We start from the raw sequence: 26,549 nt of genomic DNA on the forward strand, positions 1-26,549 counted from the left end.
CATTCGGACAGAACGCTTACTTTTATGATGCGGCAGAGGGACTTTTAACAGCAACTATTCTGCTTGTTTCGGAATTCTGCGAACACGAAGAACGGCATATTGTTTCGGTATTCAAAATCATTCAGGAGTTACTTGCTCCGACCAACAAGAAAGGCAAAAATCAGTTTCAACTTTTAATGGACTATCTTCCAGACGACCACAAAGCAAAGTGGTTTGCAGGGGCGGCTCTCAACACAGCCGAACAGAGTATGTCAAGCGTTATGAGTACGGCACTTTCAAGGTTGAATGCTTTTCTCGACTCCGAGCTTGAACAGCTTTTGTGTTTTGATACAGAAATAGACGCTGAAAAATTCTGCAATGAAAAGTGTGCAATCTTCATTGTAATGCCGGAGGAAAACCCTAACACATTCTTTATGGTTTCGCTTATTATCCAACAGCTTTACCGTGAAATACTGTCAGTCGCAGATGAAAACGGCGGTGTACTGAAAAACCGCTGTGTGTTCTTCTGCGATGAATTTGGAACCTTGCCAAAGATTGATTCAGCCGAGATGATGTTCTCTGCCTCCCGTTCAAGGCGTTTGCAGATAGTACCGATAATTCAATCCTTTGCACAACTTGAGAAAAATTACGGCAAAGAGGGTGCTGATGTTATCATAGATAACACACAGCTGACCATTTTCGGCGGCTTTGCTCCAAACAGCACAAGTGCGGAAGTGCTATCAAAAGCGCTTGGTTCAAGAACAGTAATGTCAGGTTCTGTGAGCAGGAGCAAAAATGATCCGTCACAATCCTTGCAGATGATTGAGCGACCATTGATGACTCCAGATGAGTTAAAGTCACTTTCCAAAGGCACTTTTGTTGTTATGAAAACAGGCTTTTATCCGATGAAAGTCAAGCTTAAATTGTTCTTCAAATGGGGTATTAAATTTGAAGAAAAGTATGAAGTAGCAGAAAACGGCAACCGTGAAGTTCACTATGCTAACCGTTCCAAACTGCTTAACAACATAATTCAAGCATACAGTCTTCACTATCTTGAACCGTCAGTAACTGATTTGGATTTCGATGAAGCAAGCGGTGAGAAAAAGAAGAAAAATGAAAATCTTAAGACCTCACCAAATGCGGAACAAGCCGACAGTGGAAATACTATCGATTCTGAACAGAAATATGAGCCAACAGAAGAACCCGAAAATTCAAGTGTTGAACAGAACAAAAATAAGCAGGGAAAAGTAGTCGTCAGAACCGAGCGACCACCACAGGGGGATAACAGCAATGAGTAGATTAACTTTTTTGTATCAAATGGACTTGCCTCACCGAGCCGTTGCCGTATATACCTACCTCCACGACCGAGCTAATAAAAACGGCGAATGCTGGCCCTCAGTAAACAAAATAGCAGGCGACATAAAGCTGTCGCCTGCCACAGTCCGCAGGGCTATTAAAGATTTGAAAAAAGCAGGGTTAATCGAAACCGAACAAAGATACCGTGAAAAAGGCGGCAAAAGTAGCTTACTGTTCAGAGTTAAAATAATCCTCTGATATAAATCAATTTGCACAAATAGTTACAATAAGCATAAGTCGATGCTTATTGTAAATTCCTTATTTATACAAGACAAACTTAGATTTCCATCATATTTTTTTGTAACTCGATTTATAGACAGCAATCCAAATCCGTGCGATTTTTTATCTTCCTTAGAAGTGAGAATAGTGTTGTTATGTATAAAAATATCTTTGCTCACGGGATTTTTTATAGTGAGAAACATAAAACCTCCAGTACACTCGCAATTGATTTGGATTGCTTTACTCTCATATGATTTAATTTTTTCACATGCTTCTATAGCATTATCTAAAGCATTGCCAAAAATCACACATAAATCAGTAGGATTAATTTTATTTGAAATAGCTCCTTTAAAAAATAATTGCGTATTATAAGCGTTAGCTTTCGCCTGCTTATCTGTCAATAATGCATCAACAATATTATTTCCTGTATCAAATTTACATATACTTATTGCTGAGAGTAACTGGTTGTCGCAATAATCCAACATATTCAAGGCATCTTTATTTTTGCCTTCTTTAATTAATTCAGAAATTCCAATCTTCATATTATTATAATCATGGCGGAATTGTCTTAATTCAAAATTTGATTTTGCTAAAGATGCATAATAATCAGCTTGAACTTTGAATTGATTCTCTAAATTTTCAGATTGTTTCATATAATAGTTTTTAGTATATGAATTAATGTTTAAAATAGGAAATGCAGCACCTACTATCATAATAAATACTGATATTATAATTTTTAAAATAGTATTCCATTTATATATGTTGGTGAAATTGGAAGCTTCTGAAATTATCGTTAATAAAAAAGCACTTGTAATTAGAGAAAGGAAAGTTAAGATTTTTACTTTTTTAGATATTAGATCAAGGCATTGTTGAATTTCAGAATGCTTTAATTTTATTATAATAATAAAGCCAACAGTAAAAAATATATTAAGTATAAAACCAAATATCGCCTTAAATGTGTAGCTCCCAGACTGACTCAAAATAAAAGTGATAGTGGATGTAACAATTATATCTATTGAATATAAAAGCAAAAAAATAATTACTATTGTTGAAAACTTGGAATTCTTAAAAATGAATTTAGATGACAGTAAAAATAAAAGTATTATAAAAAAAGATATAAAATTGGTAGCATCTTTGGTGACTAGATAGTTTATCACCATAAGGATAGAATACAACACTGGAGCAATTATAAGTCGCAAATTCCCTCTAAAAATATAGTCCTTTACATTGTGTAATGTTATACACATACACATGTAATACATAATTGTTTCAATAATAGTAAACACAAACATAATTATACCCTTGTATTAAAATGCTTAATAAAATCTTTGTATGCTTTTTTAAAGTCACTCATCCTATTTCTGCTTATTTTTGCTTTTTCTCCATTATTGAGCGTAATAAAGTCATCCTTAATTGATACTATGCAGTAGAGATTTATTGCGTAAGATTTATGGGTTCTAAAAAAACAATGCTGTGGAAGTAATTTCAACACACCAGCTAACGTTTTTGAACTTTGGACAGTATTATTAATAGTTCTTATGTTACAGTATTTTCCAGAACCCTCTAAATAAATAATATCTTCAGAACTAATAACTATTTGTTCCCCATACACATTTACTACAATAGGTGAAAACATTTTCTTATCTTTAACAAAACAGTCAATATCTTTAGATAATTTTATAGTATCTAAAGGCTTAATTAAAAATCGATATGTATTTACCTCAAAGGCTTCAATCATAAATTCAGGAAAACTTGTTATGAATATGATGCTGCATATATTTTTACGAGATCTTAAAATGCGTGCAGTTTCCATTCCATTTAAATTTGGCATTTGATAATCTAAAAAGACAATATCAAATAATTCTTTGCAATTTAACAGAGAGTTACCATCCTCAAATTCTAAAATATCGATATGCAATCTATGCCCTGTTTTGTAGTTAATAAGAAAAGTTTTTATTTCTTTTCTGAAAATTTCATCATCATCACATATAGCAGCAATCATAGGCTATAACCTCACATAACTCCTATTTTTATACCAATAACTCCAATATATATGTAAATTCGACACTTTTTGCTTTATTAAAAGCAAGAAGGAGGTCGTATTATGTACATGTATTTTGTGAGATTTTTACATTGGCTTTGTGGCTAAGAAACGAAGTGATCAATGATAATCAACTAGATATTAAGATTTAAAGAATCAAGTTGCTCATTTGCACATTTAAGTAGATTTAATAAAAAACTCTTTTGCTGTGGTGACCAATTATTGATCACTTCTAAAAATTCAGAATTTCCATAATTATCGTTTATATCGCTCGAATCTGATACAAGTAGAGCTAAATTAATATCTAATGTTTCAGCGATTTGATTCAAACGAAATAATGAAACTTTTACCTTTCCACATTCAACTTGACTTACATAACTTTCTGAAATGTCTAATTTTTCTGCTAAAGTTGCTTGCGTGTAGTGCTCCCTTTTTCTATAAAACGCAATTCTTCTACCAATAGCTTTATAATCTATCATTATTATCACCTAAGTTAAGTATAATAGCTACAACTTATTGTTTGAAGAAATATATACATTATTACTTAAGCTATAGTTGCGTTTATTTTGAGAATGTGGTATAATAATTTTAAAATAGAAGGGTAGCATGCTGAGTTAATTTTATTCACTAATCTATTCTTTATTATGTCATTATTATTGATAGTTTTAGACTTTATAATAAGTTGTGAGCTATTAGATTCGGTTTTAATTTTAATAATTTATATAATATATATTTAGAAGGAGAAAAATATGACTGCTCAATTAAAACTTTTTGATAATTTAACTGGAATTGATAAGACAATAATGGATAAATCTAAGCCAATTAAAATATTTAATTGTGGTCCCACTGTATCTGATTTTATTCATATTGGGCATTTTCGAAACGCATTGTTAGTTGATGTATTAATAAGAATATTGTCAGAAATAGGCTATAAAGATGTACTGTATGTAAGCAATGTGTCAAATATCAGCCAAAAAATTTATAATCGTTCCTTGAGAGAAAAAGATAGATCTTGGAGTGAATTAGGAATGTATTATATGTATCAGTGGATCAAAGATTTAAGTGTTTGCAATGTTATTACTCCTAATATTATAATGCCCGATACTAATCATGTTAATTCAATTATAAACTTTGTGCAGAATCTCTTGAATATGAATGTCGCATACGAAACTCAAAAAGGAGTATATTACAAAATTAAATATTTGCATGATATATTTGATAAAAATAATATAAAAAATTTACCGTTAATTAAAGCAATACATGATAATAATGAGGATATATTAATTTGGGAAAAAGTATTTGATAGTAGTGATAATATGGTTTGGAATAGTCCTTGGGGAAATGGCAGACCTGGAAAGCATATTCCGTGTTCTGATGTTATTGATCAGTATTGCGGTGAAGATGATTACTTGATTCATTGTGCAGGTGATGATTTGTACTATCATCATTCTTGTGAAATTTCACATAATTTAATTGGAAAAAAGAATTCAAAAATTGCAGACATATGGGTTTATAATTCACTTGTTAATGTAGAAGATCAAAAAATGGGTAAATCTTTGGGAAATAGTGTTCCGTTAAGAGAACTCATAAAGAGATATAGTCCAGAAAGCATAAGATGGTACTTATTATCATTTAAATTTTCCTCAGTAATTAAATATTCAGAAAAGGACCTTTCTAAAGCAGCTTTAGAATGGGAAAAAATTGAAAGTAAAATAAAGAATTTTAAAAAAGTGAAGAGAAGTAATGATAATAAATTTTATTATGAAAAAGTTATCGCTGAATTAAGTAATAATCTTAACACAGCTAAAGCGTTACAAATAATAAATGCACAAACTGTAAATAGTATTGATATTTCAGTTATTAATACAAGTGTATATTTGCTTGATATGTTGGGATTTAACATTGAAAATATAATATGATTATTAATTTCTTAATTTAATAATTAATTACAATAATTTGAATTTATTATATAGCTATTATTTCAAATGTAATATAATAGAAAAAGTTTTTTACTATTTATACGGTGCAGTTATTTTGCTATAAATTTTTAATGTATTATATTAAGCTAAGAGAAATTAGAAGGGAATAGATGAAATAATGTATTGTGAATGGAATAAGTTAACGAATAATAAAAATAAAGAACAATTATTTAGGAAAGATCAGTATTTTAACTACTCTTTGAAAATAGCGAATGAGGTTTTCAAGTATAATGATATCCTTTCAAATTATGCTTTATTATTAGTAAAACCAGAATCTTTTATGCTAGACAAAATAGATGAAATTTTAAATCTGCTTATAGAAAATGAATTTCAAATTATTTATTACAATATAAAACAATTGACATGTTTACAATGTTTAGAATTGTGGAAATATCAATGGTCTGCTGCATCCATAGAAAGAGTCTTTCTTAGTCAAAAGCTTATGTCATGTTCCGAATCAATGATTTTAATATTAAAAAATTCCCAATTCAGTAAATCTTTTTTATCTACATATCTATGCAGTTTAAAAGGTTCTGCAAATGAGACAGAAAGAAGAAGCGATAATTTTAGAAGTGTTTTAAAACCTATCAATCGAATGTTGAATTATATTCATACATCTGATGAGCCAGCTGATATGATACGAGAATTGGGTGTTTTATTTGATTGGGAGGAACTATTTCATATTTATGAGGTTTTTAATGTTGGTAAAACAATAAATTATGCATCAATTAGAGACATTGCAGGGAATTATATTAGACATGGCAACAAGGTTAATCCTTCTGTTATGATTTTGGAATTAAAAGAATATCTAAAACAGTTATTTGATGTAGGCATTATTAATATTTCGCATAACTTTATCAACAAGTTGGACAAAATAATAAATAATGAAGAATATTTTGATTTGACTCTTATCTTTGAATTGATGTCAATAGATGGTATAAAATGGTCTTGGGAATTAATTGTAATATTAACTACCTATATAAAAAATGATAGTGGTTCCAGTAAAACAATATAAATATTATAGACTTGTTCAGTAACATTAGGCATTATTAAAATAACGAGATTCACTATATTTTGTATATTACATAATTATAAAGCAATTTTGATATTATATCGTGTTTATTTTTAGCTTAACATAGGCTAACGAACAAGTCTATATATTTATTTTTTGGATATAAAGGAGTACAGTTGTGAAAGTTAACATTATTTATTATGGTTATTTTAGAGAAATAACAGGTAAATGTAAAGAATTTAGCGATTTTGATGTGCAAAATTTAAAAGAATTGTTTTACCAGTTAAATAAGAAATATAATTTTGAGTTGAATATTGATGAAGTATTAATTTCGGTAAACGGTATATATCAGAATTATAGTGACTACGAACTAAATGAAAATGATGAGGTGATTATTTTACCGCCTATGTCTGGAGGTTGATATAATGGTGATGAATGATGAAATAATAAATAAGTACTATGCAAAACAAATAAACCTCCCGAATTTTGGAATTGATGGACAAAATAAGTTAATTAACTCAAAGGTGTTGATTATTGGTGCTGGGGCATTGGGATGTTCAGCAATACTATACTTATCTGCAATTGGTATCGGTACACTCGGAATTTGTGATGGTGATAATGTTGAAATTGAAAACCTACATCGTCAAATATTATATGATATTGATGATATCGGTAAAAATAAGGCGGTTATATCTGTAGATAAAATAAAAAGAAAAAATCCATATATAAAATCAAAAGCATATTCACGAATGATTACTTGCGAAAATATTAACCTAATTGCGTCCGATTATGACATTGTATTAGATTGTTCAGATAATTATGATACTAAGTTCCTTGTTCACGATTATGGTTATAATAATAAAAAAACTATTATTCAAGGAAATATATACCAATATGAGGGGGAAGTATTTGTTTTCCCTTTTCAAAATTTAACTAATTGTGATATACCTTGCTATCGTTGTTTATGGGATCATGTTCCTAAGACATTTGATAGAAATACTTCAATAAAAGGGGTAATTGGAATTGTTCCTGGAATAGTAGGTCTTTTACAATCATTCGAGGCTATAAAACTCATACTTGGTTTTTCTAGTGAAGAATCAAGTATAGGATATTTATATAATTCTATTGAATGTGAATTGAATAAAATAAGATGGTGTAAAAATGACAAGTGTAAATTGTGTTGTAGAGAAAGAAATAAGTATATATGTGGATAGAAAACAGGCTGGTCTTTTATTATATGATATTATACAAGCTAAAATCAGAAACAATACTGAAATAGTAACTATTCCCAATGGTGGGGTAGGTGTTAGCTATGAGATTTCAAAGAAAAGCAATAAAATATCAAAATTAGTGTTATCAAAAAAGATTGTTTTGGATAAAATTCCCATTATAGGAATTGGTGCATTAACTAAAGATAAAATAATATTAAATCACGATAGGATCAAACGCTTGAACTTATCTAATGAAGAAATTAAGAGATATATAAATAATGCAAAAAAGAAATTAAGAGAAGATATTAGGTTATTTTCAAATTACATAGTTGATAGGAAACATGTGGCTGAAAATAAGATCATTTTAATTGATGATGGTGTTTCGTCAGGATATACGATAAAAGCTGCCTTATCAGAAATTTTGAAATATAATCCATCTAGTATAATAGTTGCTACTCCAATAATTAGTAATGCTTCGAAATCTTTGATTGAAAAAATGGGTGTTGATGTTATAAGTCCCTATATTTCAACTAGCCCCAAATTTGTAGTTGATGAATATTATGATAGCTTTAAAGATGTGTCTAAATCGGATGTAATAAAAATACTAAGTAAAGGTGTTGTATGTAAATGAGATATGTTTATTTAAATGGTGATTTTGTTCTAGAGGAAGAAGCTAAAATACCTATTTTTGATTCTTCTATTGTTGTGGGAGATATAGTACTAGAAGTGGCCAGAACATTTAATCATGTTTTTTTTAAACTAGACAGCCATATAGACAGATTACTATATGGAGTCAAGGAGTTAAACTTTAATTTCAGTTATGAAAAAGATAAAATTGAGAAATTAACAAAAGATTTATTCAATAGAAACTCAGTTTCAGAAAATGAAAATGTTGAATGGCAGATTGTATATGTTGTTACTAATGGATTGAAAACTCATTTTAAATTATATTCTAATGATGATGAAAATTTTACATTTGCTATTTTATGTTTTCCATTGAAGTTTAGACTTGGTTGCATGAAAGATAGGTATTTAAATGGTTGTAAATTGTTAGTTGCTGATCAAAGGGCAATACCAAATATATTGCTACCTCCACAAATAAAAAGTAGAGGAAGACTACACTTTAAGTTAGCTAAACTACAAGTACAAAAAAGAGATGCAAATGCAGATGCATTATTATTAGATAATAATAATTGTATTACTGAGGTTTCTGGATCAAATTTATTCTTAGTGAAGAATAATGCTGTATATACGGCTCCATCTGACTGTGTTGTTTCAGGAATAACGCGTGAGTATGTTATTCAAATATGTGAAAGTTTAGGTTTTGAAGTGATTGAAAAAAAGATCCCAATAACAGAGATAAATCAATATGATGAGGCGTTTATTACTTCAACAATAATAGGTATAATTTATGTGAGACAGATAGAAACATGCGTTTTTTCGGATATGAAGCCTGGCAATGTTACATTAAGAATAATACAAAAATTTATTGAAGATTGTGAATGTAATTTTGTTTCGCAGGCAGTTAAATACGCTGAAGATCCTGATGTTGCAAAAATTATATAATTGGGTGATGTAAATGAAAATAATAGATTCTCATATGCATTGTGGCAGTAATATAAAGATGCGAATCAGTGAAGAAGATATATTTAAATATATTGATAGCAAGGAAATAATTTATGGTTGTATATCTAATATATCAGGTTGTGAATTTGATACGGTTAATGGAAAAACTATAGCAAACAGTAGTTATTCCCAAATAAGGCTTAATAAAGATGCAATTGAATTCTGTGAAAAATTAAATAAAAAAATAAAAGTGCTTTTTTGGATAAAACCAAATCAAGAATTATATAATAGCGATATAGAAAAATACATATTAAATAATATGAAATTTATTGGTGGAGTGAAAATACATCCTAGAAAATCTAGGCTCAGTTTTACAGTCGTAAATTATAAAGAATATTTAGATATGTGTGAAAAGCTAAGATTAAATATTGTAATACATTCTGAAAATGACGAATACTGTAATCCTAAACTAATCTATGAAGTCGCTAGAATATACACTAAAATTAATTTTATTATGGTGCATATGGGGTTAAAAACTGATCATTCTGATGCAATTAAAATAATAAAAAATACTCCAAATGTTTATGGTGATACTACATTAGTTGATGTAGAGAATGTCATTAGGGCGGTTTGTATATGTGGAAGTGATAAGATTATTTTCGGGACGGATATGCCATGCGATAATGCAAAGGTGTTTAATTATTATGAGATGATAAGAGAAATGAAAAAAAGATTGCCAATAAATGAAGTTGAAAATGTGTTATACAACAATTCCTATAAACTATTTCACTTTGATAAGTTATAACATAGAATCAATTTCGAATATATGTTTTAATGTATTTTTGAAAAGAAACCATGTGCTTTTCATAACTAAAAATTATTTTATGTTTGTCAAGAAATGAGCTGGATTATTTATGAAAAAAGAGTATGAGTTAATACTAAATTCTGTGTTAATAAATAAAGATAATGCTGAAAGTCAACGGATTAATGATTTTTTATTAGATAAACTTGATTGGTGTGAAATTGCGGGGCAGTTATTCAATCATCGGTTAGCTGGATATTTTTTATTAGGTTTAACAAAAGACCAGCAAAATAAAGTTCCCCGAGAATTAAGAAAAGCAATTGAGCTTTTAATTGTTGCGCAAAGGCAACAAACTATAAAAAAATATGAAATCATACAACCAATTCTAGCTGAATTTCATAAAGAAAATTTACGATATGCTGGATTAAAGGGTTTAATATTCAATATTGATAATTATGAAATGGGTATTCGTCGGTCAAATGATATTGATTTGTTAGTACCTGAATCAGAACTTTCGAAACTTGATGAAATTTTACGTAAGTTTGGTTACATACAAAGTTTTTTACCGGAAGGTAAGCTTGTTGAGGCATCAAAAAAGCAAAAGTTAATTCAACGAATGAATTACCATGATTTAGTACCATATGTAAAAGAAATAGATAATGAAATTAATGAAATAGATATTAATTTTATATTCGATGCAAAGGAAAATGAAATTACTCAAAAGATTTTTGATATGGAATTAACCGAATATAAAAATGAAGAGTATTCAGTTATAGGATTACCTTTTGAAACAAATTTAGCATTTTTGTGTATCCATTTCTTTAGAGAAGGGACAAACAGTTTGTGGACAGATGGTAAGCGAGATGTAGTTTTATACAAATTAGTTGACATAATTAATGTGATTCGTAAATATAAAGATGTTTTTAATATTGAAAAATGGGCTACCCTTGTTAAACAATTAGGAATAGATCATAAATGTTACTACACATTTTATATGCTTGCACAGTTTTATCCGGAAGATGAACTACTACAAAAACTATTGAAGCTTTTAGAACCAGTTGACAAATCCTATCTATTTGAAGTGAAAATTGAAGGACAAAATAAAATAGTAAAACGTACTGAATCATTCTATGATGCTGCTTTTAACCATATTAGATAGTATGTGAGATAAAATATGTTCAATTTGAAGTTTAAGGAAATAGAAAGTGAATATAAATTTATGATTGACAAAAATTTATATTGCAGAATTGATAGTGATTTTGATTGGATTAAAGAATATGAGCAAATAAATTATTACTTTCTTGATAGTAATGAAATATTAAAAGAAAAGAATATCACTGTGCGAGTAAGAAATTCAGATGAATGTTATAGATTACAAGTTAAAGTACCGATGAAAATAAAAGGATCCTTGTCGCAAAAAATTGAGTATGAAACTTATCTGCAAGAGCTACCTAATAAAATTATGGGAAGTGAACTTGCTGATATTTGTGGTTGTAATTTATCAGATTTGTATTGTATAGGTGAGTTGCGTACGTTGAGAAAAACATATATGCTATTTCCAAATGTTAAGATTTGCTTAGATTTCAATAGATATTTAGGTGCCGAGGATTACGAAATAGAATTCGAATGTAAAGAAAATGATTGTATAGATGACTTTGTGAGTAAATATGGAATTACTAAACAACAAATTATTTCAAAAGGTAAATTTACACGTTTTTTGGAAAGATATGATTTATTAAGGGGATAACAGAATGACAAATATAATTAGAATTAATCTTCCTCATGGGTTGAATATTGATGAATTCAAAAAATGCATTCCTTTTATTTCTCTGGATATTCAAAGTTATAAAATTTTAGGCGATTCCCTAGAGTTAAAATTAAATGAATATTCAGATGTTCCTTTGGTTCAACGTAATACTGAAAATGCAATTAAAAAATTTGTTAGTAGACCAGAGGTAAATTATACGCTATATAAAACAGAAAATGAAAACAAACGAGATTATTGCGATGAAGTCATTGATAATAAAAACATTGTAGCTTTATCCGATGGTAGCATATCTTTACATGAAAAAGCTGCAATATTATTTGACTTCTTTGATAAAAACTTTGAGGACATGGCTCTACAAATTGGGGCTAAAATCGAGCATTATCCTACAATGTTACCAGTTGAAGAGTATAGAAAAACAGGATATTTAAAGACTTCCCCTCAGTATAGTATATTTTGTTGTAATGCTATTGAAGACTTTTCTCAACTTGAAAAATTACATGCCTCAAGCTCTTGTGAATTAAAATCTTTAATATCAGAACCAAGAGATTCACTGTCACCATCTGCTTGTTTTCATACATATTGTAGCCATAAAAATGAAACATTTGAAGAATCAACTATATATACATTTAATCAAGCTGTCTTTCGTAATGAAGGTAGATTTAACTGGCAAGATTTTGGAAGATTGAAAGATTATCATGTGCGTGAGGTGGTTTTTTTGGGAAATGAAAATTTTGTAAAGGAAAAAAGAAAGAAATTGCTTGACATAGTAATCGAATTTTTAAAAAAAGTAGGTCTAAATTTTTGTGTTACCACAGCTAATGACCCTTTTGTAATGCCTAAAATGCAAAAATTCAAAAAAATTCAATTGCAAGAAGGCAGCAAATATGAGTTATTATTGAAATACAGTTCTAAAAAGAGCATTGCGGTAGCATCTTTTAATATTCATGGAACTGCATTCACCCAACCATTTAATATTAAGATAAAAAACATAGAAACACCAGTTACTGGTTGTGCTGGCTTTGGTATAGAAAGATGGGTACTTGCTTTTATTGCGCAATATGGGTGGGATGATAATCAATGGCCTTTAATTATAAAAAAATATATAAAATAAGGAGCAATTTTGATATGAGTGAAATTGAAGTAAAATTAATTGATATTTATAAAAAAATTTCTAACATTGATTCAGAAAACGATGTTGATTTAAATTCGGAAATTTCCAGAGAAGTCGGTTTTGATTCTTTAGGAATGGTTGATTTTATTATTCAAATTGAGGAGGGATTTGATATAGAATTAGATCCATATTTATCAGAAATACGAACTTCGAGTACATTATCAGATATAGTTAGGATAGTTGAAAATGCAGAATTATGTTCATGATTTTTTCTTTAATGATTTAGACTATTATGAGGGGTATGAGTCTTTTTGCTATCAAAATTGCTTAAGACTATTGCTTAAAGCGATGGGAATAAGCAATCCGTGGTCATATATAAATGCCTCAATGTCACTTATCTATAAGGATAAAGAGTTTCTGCAACATAAAAATGTTCGTGGATTATTGCCGGAGTATTCGAATTTTGTCAAAAGATTCTATTATGATGATACTGTAAAGGCAGAAGATATTTTTGCTGATAATGTGAATTTCATCATAACAAATGAAAGACCTATTATTGTTGGTGTGGATACATATTATTTAAAATATGCTTCTAATTATATGAAAAATCATGCCATACATACTCTTATTATGTGTGGCTATGACTCTTTAACAAATGATGTGTATGTCATTGATTGGTATGCACCATGGTTTTTTAAAGGATGCGTAAAAAAAGATGACTTTTTAAAGGCGAGAAATTCAAAAAATGAATATGATGGCACAATTTATAGTGGTACTCCCATAAAAAACAATTGGGCTTATATAGAAAATATTGAGCCGTTAAAAAGCCCTGAGAATTTATTATATACTGTTCTAAAATTGAGCGATAATCAATATTTTAGTGACATTGGTAATGATGAGATTTTTGGGATAAATGCGCTCAAGTGTTTTAAAAAGAATATTAAGGCTATTGATTCGATTAATTATTGTAAAATCTATTATCAGTTTTATACTGCCATAAAAAGACATTCTTTTTTTAAGCAATATTTAGAAAATTATTTAGATTATTGCAATAATGATATTGTATTAGAAATTGTTGACTTGACGAGTAAATCAATTGCGACATTTGAAATAATCTCTATGTTACTTTTAAAACAGAGCAAACTTATTACTATACGAACCTCCGAACGTATTATTAAGAATTTAGAAATAGTGATTGAAAACGAAACTATCATTAATCGTTTGATAATGTCATATCTTCATTCAACAAAATTAAATGGAGTGAATTTAATTGATTGAGCCGATTATAAGAGTAGAGAATTTAAAAAAGACATTTAAAGTAAGTAAAAGAGCAAATGGATTACCGGGAAGAATAGCAAATCTCTTTTTCCCAAAGTATGAATATAAAAAAGCAGTAGATGGAATTAGTTTCAACATACTGCAAGGTGAAGCGGTAGGCTTTGTTGGCGCTAATGGTGCAGGAAAGTCCACTACAATAAAAATGTTATCAGGAATTATATATCCAGATGAAGGAAATATCGAAATTGCGGGGTTTATCCCATATAAAGATAGAAAAAAATATGTATCTAACATAGGCGTCGTTTTTGGACAAAAATCGCAATTGTCTTGGGACTTGCCCGTAGTAGATAGTTTTGAACTATTGAGACGAATTTACAGTATTTCAGATTCTGTTTACAAACAAAATTTTGAAAAATTTGTTGATTTATTAGATATGTCTTCTTTTATAAACCAACCAGTTAGGCAACTTTCATTAGGGCAAAGAATGAGGGCTGATATTGCAGCATCATTATTACATTCTCCTAGGATTGTGTTTTTTGATGAGCCAACAATCGGACTTGATGTTGTGGCAAAAGAAAAAATACGTTCCTTTATTAGGTATCTAAACAAAGAGCAGGGAGTAACAATAATATTTACGACTCATGATATGCAAGATATTGAACAAACTTGTGAACGCTTAATATTGATTGATAAAGGTCACAAAATTTACGATGGTTCTATTAATGGCTTAGTTGATGCATATGCATATGAAAAAAAGTTGGTTGTTGAATTTATGCAGGATTATACTATAGATGAGATTTCTGATGTTTTGATAAATGACTTGGAAGGTCATAGTAAGGAGTTTGTGTTTAATCCACATAAGGTGTCAGTAAAATCGGTTATTAATAATTTATCAAAATATGATATTGTTGATTTAACTGTAGAAAATATGAATATTGAGAGAATAGTTAGACAAATTTACGAAGGCGAGATCAAATTATAATGAGTGTTTATTTTGAGTATATAAAGATTGCATTTTTAAATAAGTGCACATATAGAGTAGAATGCTTGCTTGGAATATTAAGTACATGTTTACAAATATTTATATCATGCGCAATATGGAAAGTACTTTATGGAACAAACCAAAATATTAATGATATTACTTATAGTATGGTAGTTACTAATTTTGTATTATCCCAAGGGTTATCGAAGGCATTTAGTGTAAATGATTTTGCAATCCAGCAAAAAATAAATGACGGCACAATATGTAACGAGTTTTTAAAACCAGTAGATTATAGAATATCAATATTAGCAACAAATCTTGGTGAAATCTTGTTTAATCTTATAGCTTTTTTCTTGCCTACTGTATTAATTACATCAATTTTTATAGGAATACTTCCACCTTCAGGTTTGATCAATTCTTTATTATTTTTATTAAGCATTATTTTAGGCTTTATAATTTTATGGTTAATAAGTTCTATTGTCCAAATGTCATCATTTTGGATTATTAATGTGTGGAGCATTTCGACAATCAAGAATGTTATTATTGGCGTTTTATCAGGCTCACTATTGCCTTTATGGTTTATGCCAGAATCTGTATTACAAATAATAAACTATACCCCTTTTGATTCGATATATTTTATACCAATAGAAATCTATTTAGGAACAATTTCTCTTTATGAAATAATGGGTTGCTATGTCCGCCAAGTAATATGGATAATAATTTTATATTCATTAAGTAGAATTATGTGGAAATTTGGAAAAAAGAGGCTTGTTGTTCAAGGGGGATAAGATATGAAAAAGAATAGAGTTAATACTGTACATATGATGTTGTTTTATTCAAAGATAACTATTAATGCATGGTTTCAATATAAGTTAGATGCTATATTGCGTTCTTTTTCGGTCTTTTTACGTGAAGCTGGGACAATAGCTGTAGTTTATTTTACGCTTATTACATTTAATGATATTAACGGGTGGAATATAAAGGAATTGATGTTTTTGTTTAGTTTTATATTTTTGACATATAGCATCTTGATTATATTCTTTACCGGCTTAAGAGATTTTGAATGGATAGTGAATGATGGCCGTTTTGATAGATTTCTTTTAAGACCTAGAGGTGTTTTGTTTCAGATTTTGGCAAGCAATTCAGATTGGTTTGCGGCAATAGGACATGGTGGTTTAGGTGTATTATTGTTTGTCCTATCTGCAAATAACGTTAATGTAGAATGGAGCGCTTTAAATATTATATACTTTGCTTTTACTATTTTTGGTGGAGTTTTGATACAGGGATCTATTTTCTTAATTATTGCATCATTAAGTTTCTTTTTTATTAAAACAGGCAATATTCGTGATGTGTTTTATTGGAATATTAGGAGTTTTGCTGTATATCCAATAAGTGTCTTCCCGAAAATAATACAAGTAATATTAATTTATATTATTCCATTTGCGTTTGTTAATTATTTCCCTTCACAATTTTTTTTACACAAAAGTGATATGATTGCCTATCCTGAAATTTATATTTATATTACACCAATAGTGGGATTAACAGTATATTTATTAGCTTATTTGTTTTGGCGAGTGAGTTTAAAACACTATAAAAGCTCAGGAAATTGAAATTCGAGGTTGATTATTTTGGATTTTTATAATGACTTAAATGGCTGTTTGATTTTTAATAATGAGATGTTTTATTCTGATGGATTGAAGAAAAAAGTAAAAGCAATAGAAGACAAATTCTCTAGCAATAGTATATTTGACCAAAACAACTTAGTTGCCATAGCTGTTCCAAGATCGGTATATTTAATTGCGTCAGTAATAGCATGTTTAGATTGTGGTATTGTTTATTTACCAATTGATATAGAGGGTCAACCTAAAAATAGAATTAATTATACATTAAATAGTGCAAATATCAAAACTGTCGTTACACTATCTTCTGTAAATTATGACTTTGGTGATAGGAATATAATCTACTTAGATAAATGTAATATAGAAAGTGATAATATAAAATTATCATTTGATAGTGAGTTAGCATATATATTATATACCTCGGGAACTACAGGGAATCCGAAGGCAGTGGAAGTAACGAGAAAGGGATTAATAAATTTTATTGTAAGTATCCCTAGAATTATAAAATTTGCTGAGAATGATATTATTGCTTCATTTACAAATTTTACTTTCGATATTTTTTTCTTAGAAGCAGTTTTGCCTTTGTATTGTGGTATGACGGTAGTTTTAGCAACAAAAGAACAAATGGAAAACCCTAGGAAATCGGTGAAATTATTATTGGATAAAAAAGTAACAATGTTACAAAGTACACCATCAAGATTACGTTTGCTAAAGTTGATTGATAGTGAACTTAACTGTCTTAAAAACTTGAAAACGATTATGATTGGTGGAGAACCATTCCCAGTAGAACTATTGTGCTCATTGCAGAAAATTAAAGACTGTAATATTTATAATATGTATGGTCCTACAGAAACGACGATATGGTCTAGCATCGCAGATTTAACAAATACACATGAAATTCATATAGGGTTACCAATACATAATACAAATTTTTATTTATTGGATAATAATTTAAATCCTGTTTCAAAAGGGCAACAAGGTGAGATATGCATAGGTGGTTTAGGATTAGCTGATGGTTACTTAAATAATATTAAACAGACTGAAAAAAGTTTTGTTTATTTACCATTTAAACCGTTTGAAAGAGTTTATATCACAGGGGACTTGGGCTTTTATGATGAAAATGATAAATTAATTTTTATTGGAAGAAAAGATTCTCAAATTAAGATAAACGGAAATAGAGTTGAACTTGAAGAAGTTGAAGAATGTTTGAATTCATTAAAAAATATTGATATATCTGTAGTTTGTTTTGATTCTGAACATAATGAATTGATTGCTTTTTATATGTCACAATATGAAATAGATGAACATGAAACAATCAACGTGCTCAAGCAACTGATTCCAGACTATATGATTCCACATAAGTATGTGCTAATTAAAAAGATTTATTATACTGATAGTGGTAAGGTTAACAGGAAAGAAATGTTAAATATTTATTATAAAAAAATTGCAAATAGTGACTTTGATTATAATAAATCAGAAATAGGGAAAAAAATAACTGATATAGCTGTTAATATTTTGAATTCAAAGGTTATCGACATGTCAGAACCACTTGATTTGATTGGCTTTGATTCAATTAAATATATATCTTTTATTGTAGAATTGGAGAATGAGTTTGATATTGAGTTTGGGGAAGATAAATTAACAATGTCTTCGTTTAAAGATATGAATGAACTTATGAGTTATTTATCAAATTTATGATTTATTTTATGCGGAGGAGATAATATGAAAAAACTTACTGTGAAAGAGCCTTTATTGTCTACGTATCCCGAATATGGTTCTGTTTTTTCGATTATTCCTGATAATGAACTTTCTGAAAATTGGATGTATTCAAATTTTGTACAATATTATGTTAAAAAAAATAATTTATTTGTTTCTGGAGAGGAATTGCTAGTATATAAAGATCATGTGAATTTTATTTCTACAGTTCCAACGCTGCAACACTATAAAATTTCTGAACATATTTTGCATATATTTACTAAAGAATCTTTGATTGAAGCCTTAATTGATTTTTTAGATAATGACTTTTATATTATTTTGCTTTTAGATAGATCTTATATTCGTGAGAGCAGAAACTATAAAAAATCACCATTTGTTCATATGACATTAATTTATGGTTACGATGAAGATAATGAAGTTTTTTATATTGCTGATAATAACAATTATGGTAAATATGATTTTTTACAGTATAAATTTGAAGATGTTGCAAATGCGTTTAAGGCTATGAATTATAATGACTTTAGAGATACACAAACTATTAACTTAATTAGACCCTTTAATCATATTCATTACAATTTTGATTTAGACTATTTGATAAAAGAATTAAAATTTTATTTGTCAAGTTATGATTTAAAAGATACATATCTAAAAAATTGGAATCCATATAATCCTTTAAATTATGGTCATGATGGAGAGGTAATTGAATATTACAATTTGGGAATATATGAATATTTAAAAGAGATTGTAAATAGAGAAAATAATTATATTGGAATTCAACCATTTCATTTAGTGTGGGAGAATAAGAAATTTATGTTGAAACGTATAGAGTTCTTGCAAAATAGAGGTTATATAGATGAAATTGATGACTTACTTCTATATGGGAATAGCTTAGTTGCGGATACTCAAATATTATTAAATTTAGTTATTAAATACAATATTTCAAAAAATAATTATTTAAAATCAAATATCAGATCTAAACTTGACATTATCAAAAAAAAAGATATATATTTTGTGAGAAAATTGTTGAAAAGCTTAATAAATAATGAAAGTGATTGTATTGTTGTAAATGGAATATTAAAATGAAAAAATCCTTTGGTGCTTTTTTGAGTGAAAAACGAGTTTTAAAAGATATTTCCCTTAGACATTTTTCAAAGATAATAGGTATATCACCAGAATATCTTTCAAAGATTGAAAATAACTTGAGACCAGCTCCTAAAGATATTGTTCTTGAAAAAATAGCAGATAAACTGTCATTAAGTATTGAAGATAGAGAAATACTCTTTGATTTAGCAGCGGAATCAAAAGCGAAATTATCTTTAGCAACTGATTTAGTTGAATACATCCGTGAAAATGAGATTGTACATAAAACATTGAGATTAGCTAAAAGATGTAAAGTAACAACGGAGGAATGGCAAGAGATTTTTGATAATATAGCAAAAAAACATTTATGAGTATTTATGAAAATCCGAGTTATATGCTTGGATTTTCTTTTGAAATAAGTGTGTACTTATGTGTACACATATGGAAGGTGAATGTTCGTGGTTGATACAAAGGAAAAAATGCTATATCAATTTGATATTAAATGTCCTTGTTGCAGAAAACGATTGATGACAATTAATTTGTCACAGTATATGAAACCTGTTGTAAGTATATTTTCAAAGGATGAAAGCGGAACACATAATACCGAAACACGATGTCCAATATGCAAATCATTTGTTGCGGTTGATATGAATTCATAAAATAAAATATAAAACTTAGTACGAGCCTACAGCCGGAAACGCTGATTAAATCAGTAGGAACGAGCTTACGAAATGCCGACAAGTTATAGCTTTTAATGCTATTAACTGTCGGTGTTATTTTTTTGCCCTTTTTACGTTGAAAGCAGAAAGGGCAATTATGATTTTTAGAAACAAAAGTCCTCCAATCAATCCGAATTATAAAAGATTCAGATTGATTGGAGGAAAAACTAATGGACAAACGTCCGAAAAGAAGAAAAGATAAGTATAATCCTTACACATTACATACGGAAAAAGGAAAGTACTATATTGTGTTTCTTGATGTTAATAACCATATTCAGAAAGTAGAGGTGTCTAAGAAAATATTTGATAGCTTTAATAAGTTTGAACTTGAAGATATTTCTCAAATGAATGAGTACGACAGACATTTGGAGCACTCCGAAGTATATGAACATACTTTGCATAAAAAGAAAGATTCAAGTGGATGGTCGTTAGAAGAATACTTTGAAAATGTTCAGGTTACAGAAAATTTGCATATTGCAATAAACAAATTACCCGAGGTGCAGAAACGCAGATTAAAAAAGTACTATTTTGAAGAAAAAACTTTTGAAGAAATAGCACTTGAAGAAGGGTGCACATATCAAAGCATTCAAAGGTCTGTATATCGTGCAGCGGCAAAAATAAAAAATATTTTAAAAAATTTATAAATTAGGGGTGTGTTTTGGCACTTAAGTGAGGAAACAGGTGAAGGGATAAATAATCCTTTCGCCTGTTTTCTTTTTCAGCGAACAGGCGTTGTACTTTGAAAAATAAATATCAGCACATTAGATACTTTCCTTCTGCTGTTCGGAACGGACAAGCCACATGAGCGAACATATTTTATATATCTTCAGGTCTCAGACATTGAAAGGCAAATTCAATGACGGCGATGACAGGCAGAGGGGATAATGATACTTCCGTCAAGTCAAAAGTCGAGCGTGATAAAACCGTCGCAACCAAAGATGGCGGCCGTGGGAGATCCTCACGGTGGTGAAATTCCAATGGAGCTATATGCAATAGCCGTTTGATGTGTTCCTTGTCGCAGGGCATCGAGGATAAATAGCGACAAAAGGATAGCGTGAAAATTAGAGCTATCCACAAACGATTGATATTATCCCGACAGCAGAAGATTTTTTGTTTTCTGCTGTCGGGGTATTTAGAAGAAAATTACTGAAAGAAGGTGTTAAAATGCTAGGATTTATGATTGGTCTTTTTGTCGGTGCTTTTATCGGTGTTTGCGTTATGTGCCTGTGCAATGCAGCGGCAAAAGCTGATGAGTAGATGAAAGATAATATAGATGACAAAAAATAAGGAACAGGTGATAATTTGAACGAAAACTATATAAATGAAAATAACATTGATTCAGAACACAGAATAGAATCTGTTATAAACGACTGCAAGGTCACAATTTACTTTTCCAAAAGCAGAAATTTACAGGTTGAGAGAAATGTTCTTGAAAATCTTTTGGATACATTTGAAAACAGAATGAAAGCTCAGATTGGATGCTGAATTTCTTTAAGTTTATTTTCAGATTTCGCTGGATATTATAAAAATTATGTAGTATTGTTGGTTTGCAAAAATCGTATGAATGGGTGATAAAATGAAAAGAGTATATTGCTTGTACAGAGTATCAACCAAAGGTCAGGTCGATAAAGATGATATTCCAATGCAGAAAACCTCGTGCAGAGAATTCGCAGAGCGCAATGGCTGGACAATTCTGAAAGAGTTTCAGGAAAAAGGCGTGTCAGGCTTTAAGGTTTCGGCAAGTGATCGAGATGCTATTCAGGATTTGAAAGCCGCCGCAGAAAAGAAAGAATTCGATGTGCTCCTTGTCTTTATGTTTGACAGAATAGGCAGAATTGATGACGAAACTCCGTTCGTCGTCGAATGGTTTATAAAGCACGGCATAGAGGTATGGAGCGTCAATGAGGGCGAACAGCGTATGGATAATCATGTGGACAAGCTTATGAATTACATACGATTTTGGCAAGCCAACGGTGAGAGTCAGAAAACGTCAGCTCGTGTTAAAACTCGCCTTAACCAGATGACGTTAGACGGCAAATTTACCGGAGGTGTTGCTCCATTCGGTTACAAACTTATAAAAAGCGGTGAAATCAACAAAAAGGGAAAAGAGCTTATGGACATAGTCGTTGACGATGATGAAGCTCCGATAGTCAAGAAGATATTTGAGATGACAGTTAAAGAGGGTTATGGTTCATATCGAATGGCTGACTATCTGAACAGTCACGGAATCAGAACCCATAATAACAGCAAATTTCAATGTAATACGGTTAATCGTATTCTTAAGAACAGATTATATTGCGGTTATCTTGTATCAGGCGGTGTTGAATCACCGTATATTGAAAAACTTCATATCATTGATGAAAATATCTTTGACCAAGCTCAGTTTATACTGAAACAACGCTCATCAAAGAATGAGGAAAAGCAACAGATAGCAAGGACTACTAAAGGCAGTACATTGCTGTCGGGAAATATATACTGTGCTCACTGCGGTCAGAAGATGGTATCAACAAGTTACATTGATAAATATGATAGAGCAGACGGCAGTCAGTATAAGGTTCGCAGGCAGAGATACATTTGCACAAATAAAGCAATGAAACGAGGTGTATGCGACGGACAGTCAGCTTATGTAGCACATAAAATTGACGGTGCCGTACTTGTAATGCTAAGGGATTATCTCGCCAAAATCAAATCAACGCCAAAAGATATAGCGTTGGAAAAACGCTATAAATCCGAAATATCGGAGTATAAGAGGAAGCAGACAAAACTTGAGAAAGAAATTGAAAAGCTAAAAAGACAGGTAGTTGAATTATCTGCCGAAGTAGGACGATCACTCCTCGGTGAAAGTCGCTTCACTCCCGATATTTTATCAACCTCTATTGATAATACAAACGATTTACTCCATAAAAAAGAAATTGAATTAAATGATATAAAGTACAAGCTTGCCAATCAGCAAAATGCGATGGGTAAGCTTGATTTTTATTACTCACAATTCAGAACATGGGCAGATGAGTTTGACAACTCAACAATGGAGCAAAAGAAAATGATATCCTGCCAGCTCATAAGAGAAGTGAAAGTAGCCAGAGATTATGAGATTGAAATTGTGTTTGATCTTAACTATGAGCAGTTTTTAAATACAAGTAAATAACTGTATGTTCATTGCTCATATAAAAATATTAATTCAGAATATTGTAATATAAGAATTATTAAAAAAGCATCTGTTACATTGTGTTTATAAGCATAATGATGATTATATATAATCTTAGCTTATTAGTATAACTTTGTGTTTTGTATGATTTTGTAGTGTGTACACAAAAGTACACACATAAACTTGGTTGTATTGCACAAATACTTCTAGTGAAATTTATGCACAATTTATTTTCAAAAATATTGATATATTTTGGTGAAAAGCGTATAATTTAGTAAATAGAAGAAATAATTTGTTGTTTTAAAAGTGCCTCGAATTCTAAAAATAGCAAAGAATTTCTTGGATTTAATTAAATTACTAGATTGCAGGGCGTGTTTTATGCAGTTAAATCTTGAATTTGATAATAATGGCAATACTTTTACTTTTGGTTACTTATCAAATACCCAAAATATTTTGGAATCAAATAAATTACGAATATCAATTGATATAATTGACCTAATATTTAAAGAATATAGAGATAATTTTAAATGTTTAAGTCAACTTAAAGATAATACCTTACTAATTGATAAAAGTACTCATTCAAGGTATATTATTACTTCTCATACATTTAAATTTGAAAAATGTAGATATGTATTTTCTTTTAGTTTAGTGCCTGAACTAGAGTTTAATTCTGCTCACAGTAATATGAACACATACAATAATTGTACTATTATAGATAATTCAATACGTATCAATAATTTTGAAAGTTATTATAATCAAATGTCGTATAATGATGCAAAGTTATTGCAGGAATTAATTGAATTATTAGTTAACGAAAAAGTGTTAGAAAAAAGTAAATTACAAAAATTTAAAGATATGTTGATTAACAATACGGATATACTTGGAATTCTTGTACCGATTATTCTTAAGATAATAGGTATGTAAAAATATTTGGGGAGAAGTTTCTATGTTTGAGAAAATAAATAAAGCTATTATAAACGGAAAGTGTTTTACAGAAGATACAGAAATATTACTGTATGAAAAACCTGAAAACAGAATTTCTATAATATATGGCAAAAACGGATCAGGCAAAAGTACCTTGGGAGAGGCAATCAATTTTATACATTCCCCAAATGATAATATAAACAAAGTATCTTTAGTCGATTTTGAGGGCAATTAAATATCATTGGATGAAATTCTAAAAAATAATATTTTTGTGTTTAATGAGGATTTCATAAATAGAAATATATCTATCAGCGACGATGGTTTATCGACAATTATTATGTTAGGTGAGCAAAATGATGTTGAAAAGGAAATTGATAACCATAAAGAAAAATTAAATAAAGTTAAGGCTAATTACGATAAAGTGAAAAAAGAAGATGACAAATTATCAGATGAAAATGAAATATCTTCTCCTTTAAATATCAAAGAAAAGTTTCTTAAAACATTGAAATCTGAACAGGGTTGGGCGAAAAGAGATTCTGAAATCAAAGGTAATGCAAATAAGTCTAAAGTTGTTTTTGATGTTATGGTGAATAAGCTAAGTCCATTAAAAGTTTCTGATTCAGAAGCGGATTTAAGAAAAAGTTTTTACGAAACTTTAGAATTATATAAGAAATCCGGAAATATTGAAACAGAGTATAGGGACAAAATTGAACCCGTTGTTATTCCGAGTGATATAGATCATAGTATCGTAACATTGCTGAGCGAAGAAGTTAAAAAAATAGAATTTTCAGAGCTTGAACAAAAAATACATGAAACAATTTTAGAAGGTAAGCAAAGGATAGTAGAGCGAACAAATGAGGTTTTCGCTGTAGAAAAAAAGAATATATGTCCGTGCTGTTATCAATCTGTATCTGATGAATACAGAGAATATCTAATTACATGTATAAATCATGTATTAAATGAAGATATTAAAAATTTTGAGGAGAGATTACAAAGAACTAAGTTAGAAGAAATATCTTTTAATACTGAGCTTTATAAAACTCTTGATAACGAAATTATTACAGATATTATTTTAGCGATTCAAGAGTGTAATAAGACCATATGCAAATACAATGAATATATTAATCAGAGATTAGAGAATATTTATACGCCTATTTCTATTGCTCAATTAGATTTAAGTGCCAAAATAAAAGATTTGAATCTACAATTAAAAAGGTTAGAAACAAATCGTTTAGAATTTAATAAGGCAATAAGAGAAAGAAAGAAAATAAAAGAAAAATTAGATAGCATTAATTTGAAACTTGCTCTTATTGAAACCGAGACTTTTTTAGGAGAATATTTTGATGCAAAAGATAAACAAAATAAATTGTCTAATGAACTTAAACAGCTCAAAGATGAAAAAAGTTCTATTGAAAAAGAAATAGAGAAACTTAAAGATAAAAAGAAAAATATTAATATTTCTCTTGATTTAATCAATAAGTTGCTTTCATATGTTTTCCTAGATAGTAAGAGAATTAAACTTGAAACAAAGAATGATAAATTTATACTTAAATCTCAGGGCGCAAACGTTAAGCCTAAAGATGTATCAATTGGTGAAAGAAATATAATTGCCTTATGTTACTTTTTTGTAAATAGCTTAAAGGGAAGAGAAAAACAAAATTGTTATACTCAAGAATCTTTGTATGTTATAGATGATCCTGTTTCCAGTTTTGATATTGATAATCGTGTAGAGACCGCCGAAAAGTTTGTGTAAAAGTGAATAATAGACTTCCTTTCAAGCAATAATGGAAACAGAAAAATTAAAGCTTGAAAGGAAGTTTTTTTAATGGAAAAAGTACCGGCAGAAATGATGAGAGAATTTGTAAGAAGTCAGAAATTCACCTCAACAGATGAAGTTATGACAGCAATGAAAAATATGTTCAAGGACATTCTTCAGGAGGTTATGGAATGTGAGCTTGCAGATGAGCTCGGCTACGAGAAAAGCGAAAGAACGTCGAATGATGAGTGTAGCAATAAGTCGAAAAATTACAGAAACGGCTACT

The 26,549-nt window shown here is 29.5% G+C and carries 32 protein-coding genes; 29 read left to right on the forward strand and 3 right to left on the reverse strand.

Annotated elements, in window-relative coordinates; all coding sequences use genetic code 11:
* Together BLP46_RS10105 and BLP46_RS10110 are read left to right on the forward strand one after the other, a co-directional pair.
* A partial coding sequence (locus tag BLP46_RS10105; protein WP_092978658.1) for a type IV secretory system conjugative DNA transfer family protein occupies window positions 1-1,277 on the forward strand: 1,277 nt, incomplete at its 5' end.
* A complete protein-coding gene (locus BLP46_RS10110) occupies window positions 1,270-1,533 on the forward strand; it encodes a helix-turn-helix domain-containing protein (protein ID WP_092978660.1) in 264 nt (87 codons plus the stop codon). The genes BLP46_RS10105 and BLP46_RS10110, both read left to right, overlap by 8 nt.
* Window positions 1,534-1,556: 23 nt before the next feature.
* Here BLP46_RS10110 and BLP46_RS13110 read toward each other — a convergent pair whose 3' ends face one another.
* From BLP46_RS13110 to BLP46_RS10125, 3 genes are all read right to left on the reverse strand, one after another.
* Window positions 1,557-2,267, reverse strand: coding sequence for a sensor histidine kinase (locus BLP46_RS13110; protein WP_167669245.1), 711 nt, complete (start codon window positions 2,265-2,267; stop codon window positions 1,557-1,559).
* A gap of 581 nt (window positions 2,268-2,848) precedes the next feature.
* Complete coding sequence (locus tag BLP46_RS10120) at window positions 2,849-3,556, reverse strand: LytR/AlgR family response regulator transcription factor (protein WP_092978664.1); 708 nt, start codon at window positions 3,554-3,556, stop codon at window positions 2,849-2,851.
* Between the two features lie 173 nt (window positions 3,557-3,729).
* The gene (locus tag BLP46_RS10125) at window positions 3,730-4,074 is read right to left on the reverse strand and encodes a helix-turn-helix domain-containing protein (RefSeq protein WP_092978666.1); all 345 of its coding nucleotides are present in this window, start codon (window positions 4,072-4,074) and stop codon (window positions 3,730-3,732) included.
* Between the two features lie 270 nt (window positions 4,075-4,344).
* On the opposite strand from BLP46_RS10125, the gene BLP46_RS10130 reads away from it, so the two are divergent.
* From BLP46_RS10130 to BLP46_RS10260, 27 genes are all read left to right on the forward strand, one after another.
* Window positions 4,345-5,514, forward strand: coding sequence for a class I tRNA ligase family protein (locus BLP46_RS10130; RefSeq protein WP_092978669.1), 1,170 nt, complete (start codon window positions 4,345-4,347; stop codon window positions 5,512-5,514).
* A 178-nt stretch (window positions 5,515-5,692) separates the two neighbouring features.
* Window positions 5,693-6,589, forward strand: a complete 897-nt coding sequence (locus BLP46_RS10135; protein ID WP_092978672.1) for a nucleoside-diphosphate kinase — start codon at window positions 5,693-5,695, stop codon at window positions 6,587-6,589.
* Window positions 6,590-6,764: 175 nt separating this feature from the next.
* Window positions 6,765-7,007, forward strand: coding sequence for a MoaD/ThiS family protein (locus BLP46_RS10140; RefSeq protein ID WP_092978675.1), 243 nt, complete (start codon window positions 6,765-6,767; stop codon window positions 7,005-7,007).
* 4 nt (window positions 7,008-7,011) lie between these two features.
* Entirely contained in the window at window positions 7,012-7,800 is a 789-nt protein-coding gene (locus BLP46_RS10145) for a HesA/MoeB/ThiF family protein (RefSeq protein ID WP_092978678.1), read from the forward strand.
* Window positions 7,748-8,428: a phosphoribosyltransferase family protein gene (locus tag BLP46_RS10150; RefSeq protein WP_092978680.1), complete on the forward strand. Its 681-nt coding sequence runs from the start codon at window positions 7,748-7,750 to the stop codon at window positions 8,426-8,428. Before BLP46_RS10145 ends, BLP46_RS10150 begins: the two co-directional genes overlap by 53 nt.
* Complete coding sequence (locus tag BLP46_RS10155; protein ID WP_092978682.1) at window positions 8,425-9,363, forward strand: aminotransferase class IV; 939 nt, start codon at window positions 8,425-8,427, stop codon at window positions 9,361-9,363. The genes BLP46_RS10150 and BLP46_RS10155 overlap by 4 nt, the downstream gene beginning before the upstream one ends.
* Before the next feature lie 13 nt (window positions 9,364-9,376).
* On the forward strand, window positions 9,377-10,168 hold the full coding sequence (locus BLP46_RS10160) for an amidohydrolase family protein (protein ID WP_092978684.1): 792 nt from the start codon (window positions 9,377-9,379) through the stop codon (window positions 10,166-10,168).
* A 109-nt stretch (window positions 10,169-10,277) separates the two neighbouring features.
* Window positions 10,278-11,324 carry a nucleotidyltransferase family protein gene (locus BLP46_RS10165; RefSeq protein WP_092978685.1) on the forward strand — a complete coding sequence of 349 codons (1,047 nt, stop codon included), beginning with the start codon at window positions 10,278-10,280 and terminating at the stop codon, window positions 11,322-11,324.
* Window positions 11,325-11,339: 15 nt separating this feature from the next.
* Window positions 11,340-11,912, forward strand: coding sequence for a CYTH domain-containing protein (locus tag BLP46_RS10170; RefSeq protein ID WP_092978687.1), 573 nt, complete (start codon window positions 11,340-11,342; stop codon window positions 11,910-11,912).
* Window positions 11,913-11,916: 4 nt separating this feature from the next.
* A complete protein-coding gene (locus tag BLP46_RS10175) occupies window positions 11,917-13,044 on the forward strand; it encodes an aminoacyl--tRNA ligase-related protein (protein ID WP_092978688.1) in 1,128 nt (375 codons plus the stop codon).
* 14 nt (window positions 13,045-13,058) lie between these two features.
* Window positions 13,059-13,310: an acyl carrier protein gene (locus tag BLP46_RS10180; RefSeq protein ID WP_167669247.1), complete on the forward strand. Its 252-nt coding sequence runs from the start codon at window positions 13,059-13,061 to the stop codon at window positions 13,308-13,310.
* Window positions 13,291-14,322 (forward strand): BtrH N-terminal domain-containing protein, encoded by a 1,032-nt coding sequence (locus tag BLP46_RS10185; RefSeq protein ID WP_092978691.1) that lies wholly within the window; start codon window positions 13,291-13,293, stop codon window positions 14,320-14,322. The genes BLP46_RS10180 and BLP46_RS10185 overlap by 20 nt, the downstream gene beginning before the upstream one ends.
* Entirely contained in the window at window positions 14,315-15,304 is a 990-nt protein-coding gene (locus BLP46_RS10190) for an ABC transporter ATP-binding protein (protein WP_242987290.1), read from the forward strand. The genes BLP46_RS10185 and BLP46_RS10190 overlap by 8 nt, the downstream gene beginning before the upstream one ends.
* Window positions 15,304-16,092: an ABC transporter permease gene (locus BLP46_RS10195; RefSeq protein ID WP_092978693.1), complete on the forward strand. Its 789-nt coding sequence runs from the start codon at window positions 15,304-15,306 to the stop codon at window positions 16,090-16,092. The genes BLP46_RS10190 and BLP46_RS10195 overlap by 1 nt, the downstream gene beginning before the upstream one ends.
* A gap of 3 nt (window positions 16,093-16,095) precedes the next feature.
* Window positions 16,096-16,914, forward strand: a complete 819-nt coding sequence (locus BLP46_RS10200; RefSeq protein WP_092978695.1) for an ABC transporter permease — start codon at window positions 16,096-16,098, stop codon at window positions 16,912-16,914.
* A gap of 18 nt (window positions 16,915-16,932) precedes the next feature.
* Complete coding sequence (locus BLP46_RS10205; RefSeq protein WP_092978697.1) at window positions 16,933-18,621, forward strand: AMP-binding protein; 1,689 nt, start codon at window positions 16,933-16,935, stop codon at window positions 18,619-18,621.
* Between the two features lie 24 nt (window positions 18,622-18,645).
* Window positions 18,646-19,722, forward strand: a complete 1,077-nt coding sequence (locus BLP46_RS10210; protein WP_092978700.1) for a C39 family peptidase — start codon at window positions 18,646-18,648, stop codon at window positions 19,720-19,722.
* Window positions 19,719-20,090 carry a helix-turn-helix domain-containing protein gene (locus BLP46_RS10215; protein WP_092978701.1) on the forward strand — a complete coding sequence of 124 codons (372 nt, stop codon included), beginning with the start codon at window positions 19,719-19,721 and terminating at the stop codon, window positions 20,088-20,090. Before BLP46_RS10210 ends, BLP46_RS10215 begins: the two co-directional genes overlap by 4 nt.
* 87 nt (window positions 20,091-20,177) lie before the next feature.
* Window positions 20,178-20,378 (forward strand): hypothetical protein, encoded by a 201-nt coding sequence (locus tag BLP46_RS10220; RefSeq protein WP_092978703.1) that lies wholly within the window; start codon window positions 20,178-20,180, stop codon window positions 20,376-20,378.
* 230 nt (window positions 20,379-20,608) lie between these two features.
* Window positions 20,609-21,082 carry an RNA polymerase sigma factor gene (locus BLP46_RS10225; protein WP_092978705.1) on the forward strand — a complete coding sequence of 158 codons (474 nt, stop codon included), beginning with the start codon at window positions 20,609-20,611 and terminating at the stop codon, window positions 21,080-21,082.
* A gap of 520 nt (window positions 21,083-21,602) precedes the next feature.
* Window positions 21,603-21,695, forward strand: a complete 93-nt coding sequence (locus BLP46_RS10230) for a DUF3789 domain-containing protein (RefSeq protein WP_092978706.1) — start codon at window positions 21,603-21,605, stop codon at window positions 21,693-21,695.
* 45 nt (window positions 21,696-21,740) lie between these two features.
* A complete protein-coding gene (locus BLP46_RS10235; RefSeq protein ID WP_092978707.1) occupies window positions 21,741-21,923 on the forward strand; it encodes a hypothetical protein in 183 nt (60 codons plus the stop codon).
* A 91-nt stretch (window positions 21,924-22,014) separates the two neighbouring features.
* Complete coding sequence (locus BLP46_RS10240; protein WP_092978708.1) at window positions 22,015-23,583, forward strand: recombinase family protein; 1,569 nt, start codon at window positions 22,015-22,017, stop codon at window positions 23,581-23,583.
* 378 nt (window positions 23,584-23,961) lie between these two features.
* Window positions 23,962-24,507: a hypothetical protein gene (locus tag BLP46_RS10245; RefSeq protein WP_092978710.1), complete on the forward strand. Its 546-nt coding sequence runs from the start codon at window positions 23,962-23,964 to the stop codon at window positions 24,505-24,507.
* 22 nt (window positions 24,508-24,529) lie between these two features.
* Entirely contained in the window at window positions 24,530-24,742 is a 213-nt protein-coding gene (locus BLP46_RS10250; protein ID WP_092978711.1) for an AAA family ATPase, read from the forward strand.
* A gap of 6 nt (window positions 24,743-24,748) precedes the next feature.
* Entirely contained in the window at window positions 24,749-26,260 is a 1,512-nt protein-coding gene (locus BLP46_RS10255) for an AAA family ATPase (protein WP_167669249.1), read from the forward strand.
* Window positions 26,261-26,332: 72 nt separating this feature from the next.
* Window positions 26,333-26,549, forward strand: a 217-nt coding sequence (locus tag BLP46_RS10260) for a transposase (RefSeq protein WP_092978876.1), incomplete at its 3' end; no start/stop codon positions are given.

This window comes from Ruminococcus sp. YE282, assembly GCA_900101355.1.
Classification (GTDB): Bacteria; Bacillota; Clostridia; order Oscillospirales; family Acutalibacteraceae; genus Ruminococcoides; species Ruminococcoides bromii_A.

Excerpts from the sequence above, each read along its gene's own strand:
- BLP46_RS10110 (WP_092978660.1), top strand. The coding sequence starts at position 1,270 with ATGAGTAGATTAACTTTTTTGTATCAAATGGACTTGCCTCACCGAGCC.
- BLP46_RS13110 (WP_167669245.1), bottom strand. The coding sequence starts at position 2,267 with ATGATAGTAGGTGCTGCATTTCCTATTTTAAACATTAATTCATATACT.
- BLP46_RS10120 (WP_092978664.1), bottom strand. The coding sequence starts at position 3,556 with ATGATTGCTGCTATATGTGATGATGATGAAATTTTCAGAAAAGAAATA.
- BLP46_RS10125 (WP_092978666.1), bottom strand. The coding sequence starts at position 4,074 with ATGATAGATTATAAAGCTATTGGTAGAAGAATTGCGTTTTATAGAAAA.
- BLP46_RS10130 (WP_092978669.1), top strand. The coding sequence starts at position 4,345 with ATGACTGCTCAATTAAAACTTTTTGATAATTTAACTGGAATTGATAAG.
- BLP46_RS10135 (WP_092978672.1), top strand. The coding sequence starts at position 5,693 with ATGTATTGTGAATGGAATAAGTTAACGAATAATAAAAATAAAGAACAA.
- BLP46_RS10145 (WP_092978678.1), top strand. The coding sequence starts at position 7,012 with ATGGTGATGAATGATGAAATAATAAATAAGTACTATGCAAAACAAATA.
- BLP46_RS10150 (WP_092978680.1), top strand. The coding sequence starts at position 7,748 with ATGACAAGTGTAAATTGTGTTGTAGAGAAAGAAATAAGTATATATGTG.
- BLP46_RS10155 (WP_092978682.1), top strand. The coding sequence starts at position 8,425 with ATGAGATATGTTTATTTAAATGGTGATTTTGTTCTAGAGGAAGAAGCT.
- BLP46_RS10160 (WP_092978684.1), top strand. The coding sequence starts at position 9,377 with ATGAAAATAATAGATTCTCATATGCATTGTGGCAGTAATATAAAGATG.
- BLP46_RS10165 (WP_092978685.1), top strand. The coding sequence starts at position 10,278 with ATGAAAAAAGAGTATGAGTTAATACTAAATTCTGTGTTAATAAATAAA.
- BLP46_RS10170 (WP_092978687.1), top strand. The coding sequence starts at position 11,340 with ATGTTCAATTTGAAGTTTAAGGAAATAGAAAGTGAATATAAATTTATG.
- BLP46_RS10175 (WP_092978688.1), top strand. The coding sequence starts at position 11,917 with ATGACAAATATAATTAGAATTAATCTTCCTCATGGGTTGAATATTGAT.
- BLP46_RS10180 (WP_167669247.1), top strand. The coding sequence starts at position 13,059 with ATGAGTGAAATTGAAGTAAAATTAATTGATATTTATAAAAAAATTTCT.
- BLP46_RS10185 (WP_092978691.1), top strand. The coding sequence starts at position 13,291 with ATGCAGAATTATGTTCATGATTTTTTCTTTAATGATTTAGACTATTAT.
- BLP46_RS10195 (WP_092978693.1), top strand. The coding sequence starts at position 15,304 with ATGAGTGTTTATTTTGAGTATATAAAGATTGCATTTTTAAATAAGTGC.
- BLP46_RS10200 (WP_092978695.1), top strand. The coding sequence starts at position 16,096 with ATGAAAAAGAATAGAGTTAATACTGTACATATGATGTTGTTTTATTCA.
- BLP46_RS10210 (WP_092978700.1), top strand. The coding sequence starts at position 18,646 with ATGAAAAAACTTACTGTGAAAGAGCCTTTATTGTCTACGTATCCCGAA.
- BLP46_RS10215 (WP_092978701.1), top strand. The coding sequence starts at position 19,719 with ATGAAAAAATCCTTTGGTGCTTTTTTGAGTGAAAAACGAGTTTTAAAA.
- BLP46_RS10225 (WP_092978705.1), top strand. The coding sequence starts at position 20,609 with ATGGACAAACGTCCGAAAAGAAGAAAAGATAAGTATAATCCTTACACA.
- BLP46_RS10230 (WP_092978706.1), top strand. The coding sequence starts at position 21,603 with ATGCTAGGATTTATGATTGGTCTTTTTGTCGGTGCTTTTATCGGTGTT.
- BLP46_RS10240 (WP_092978708.1), top strand. The coding sequence starts at position 22,015 with ATGAAAAGAGTATATTGCTTGTACAGAGTATCAACCAAAGGTCAGGTC.
- BLP46_RS10245 (WP_092978710.1), top strand. The coding sequence starts at position 23,962 with ATGCAGTTAAATCTTGAATTTGATAATAATGGCAATACTTTTACTTTT.
- BLP46_RS10250 (WP_092978711.1), top strand. The coding sequence starts at position 24,530 with ATGTTTGAGAAAATAAATAAAGCTATTATAAACGGAAAGTGTTTTACA.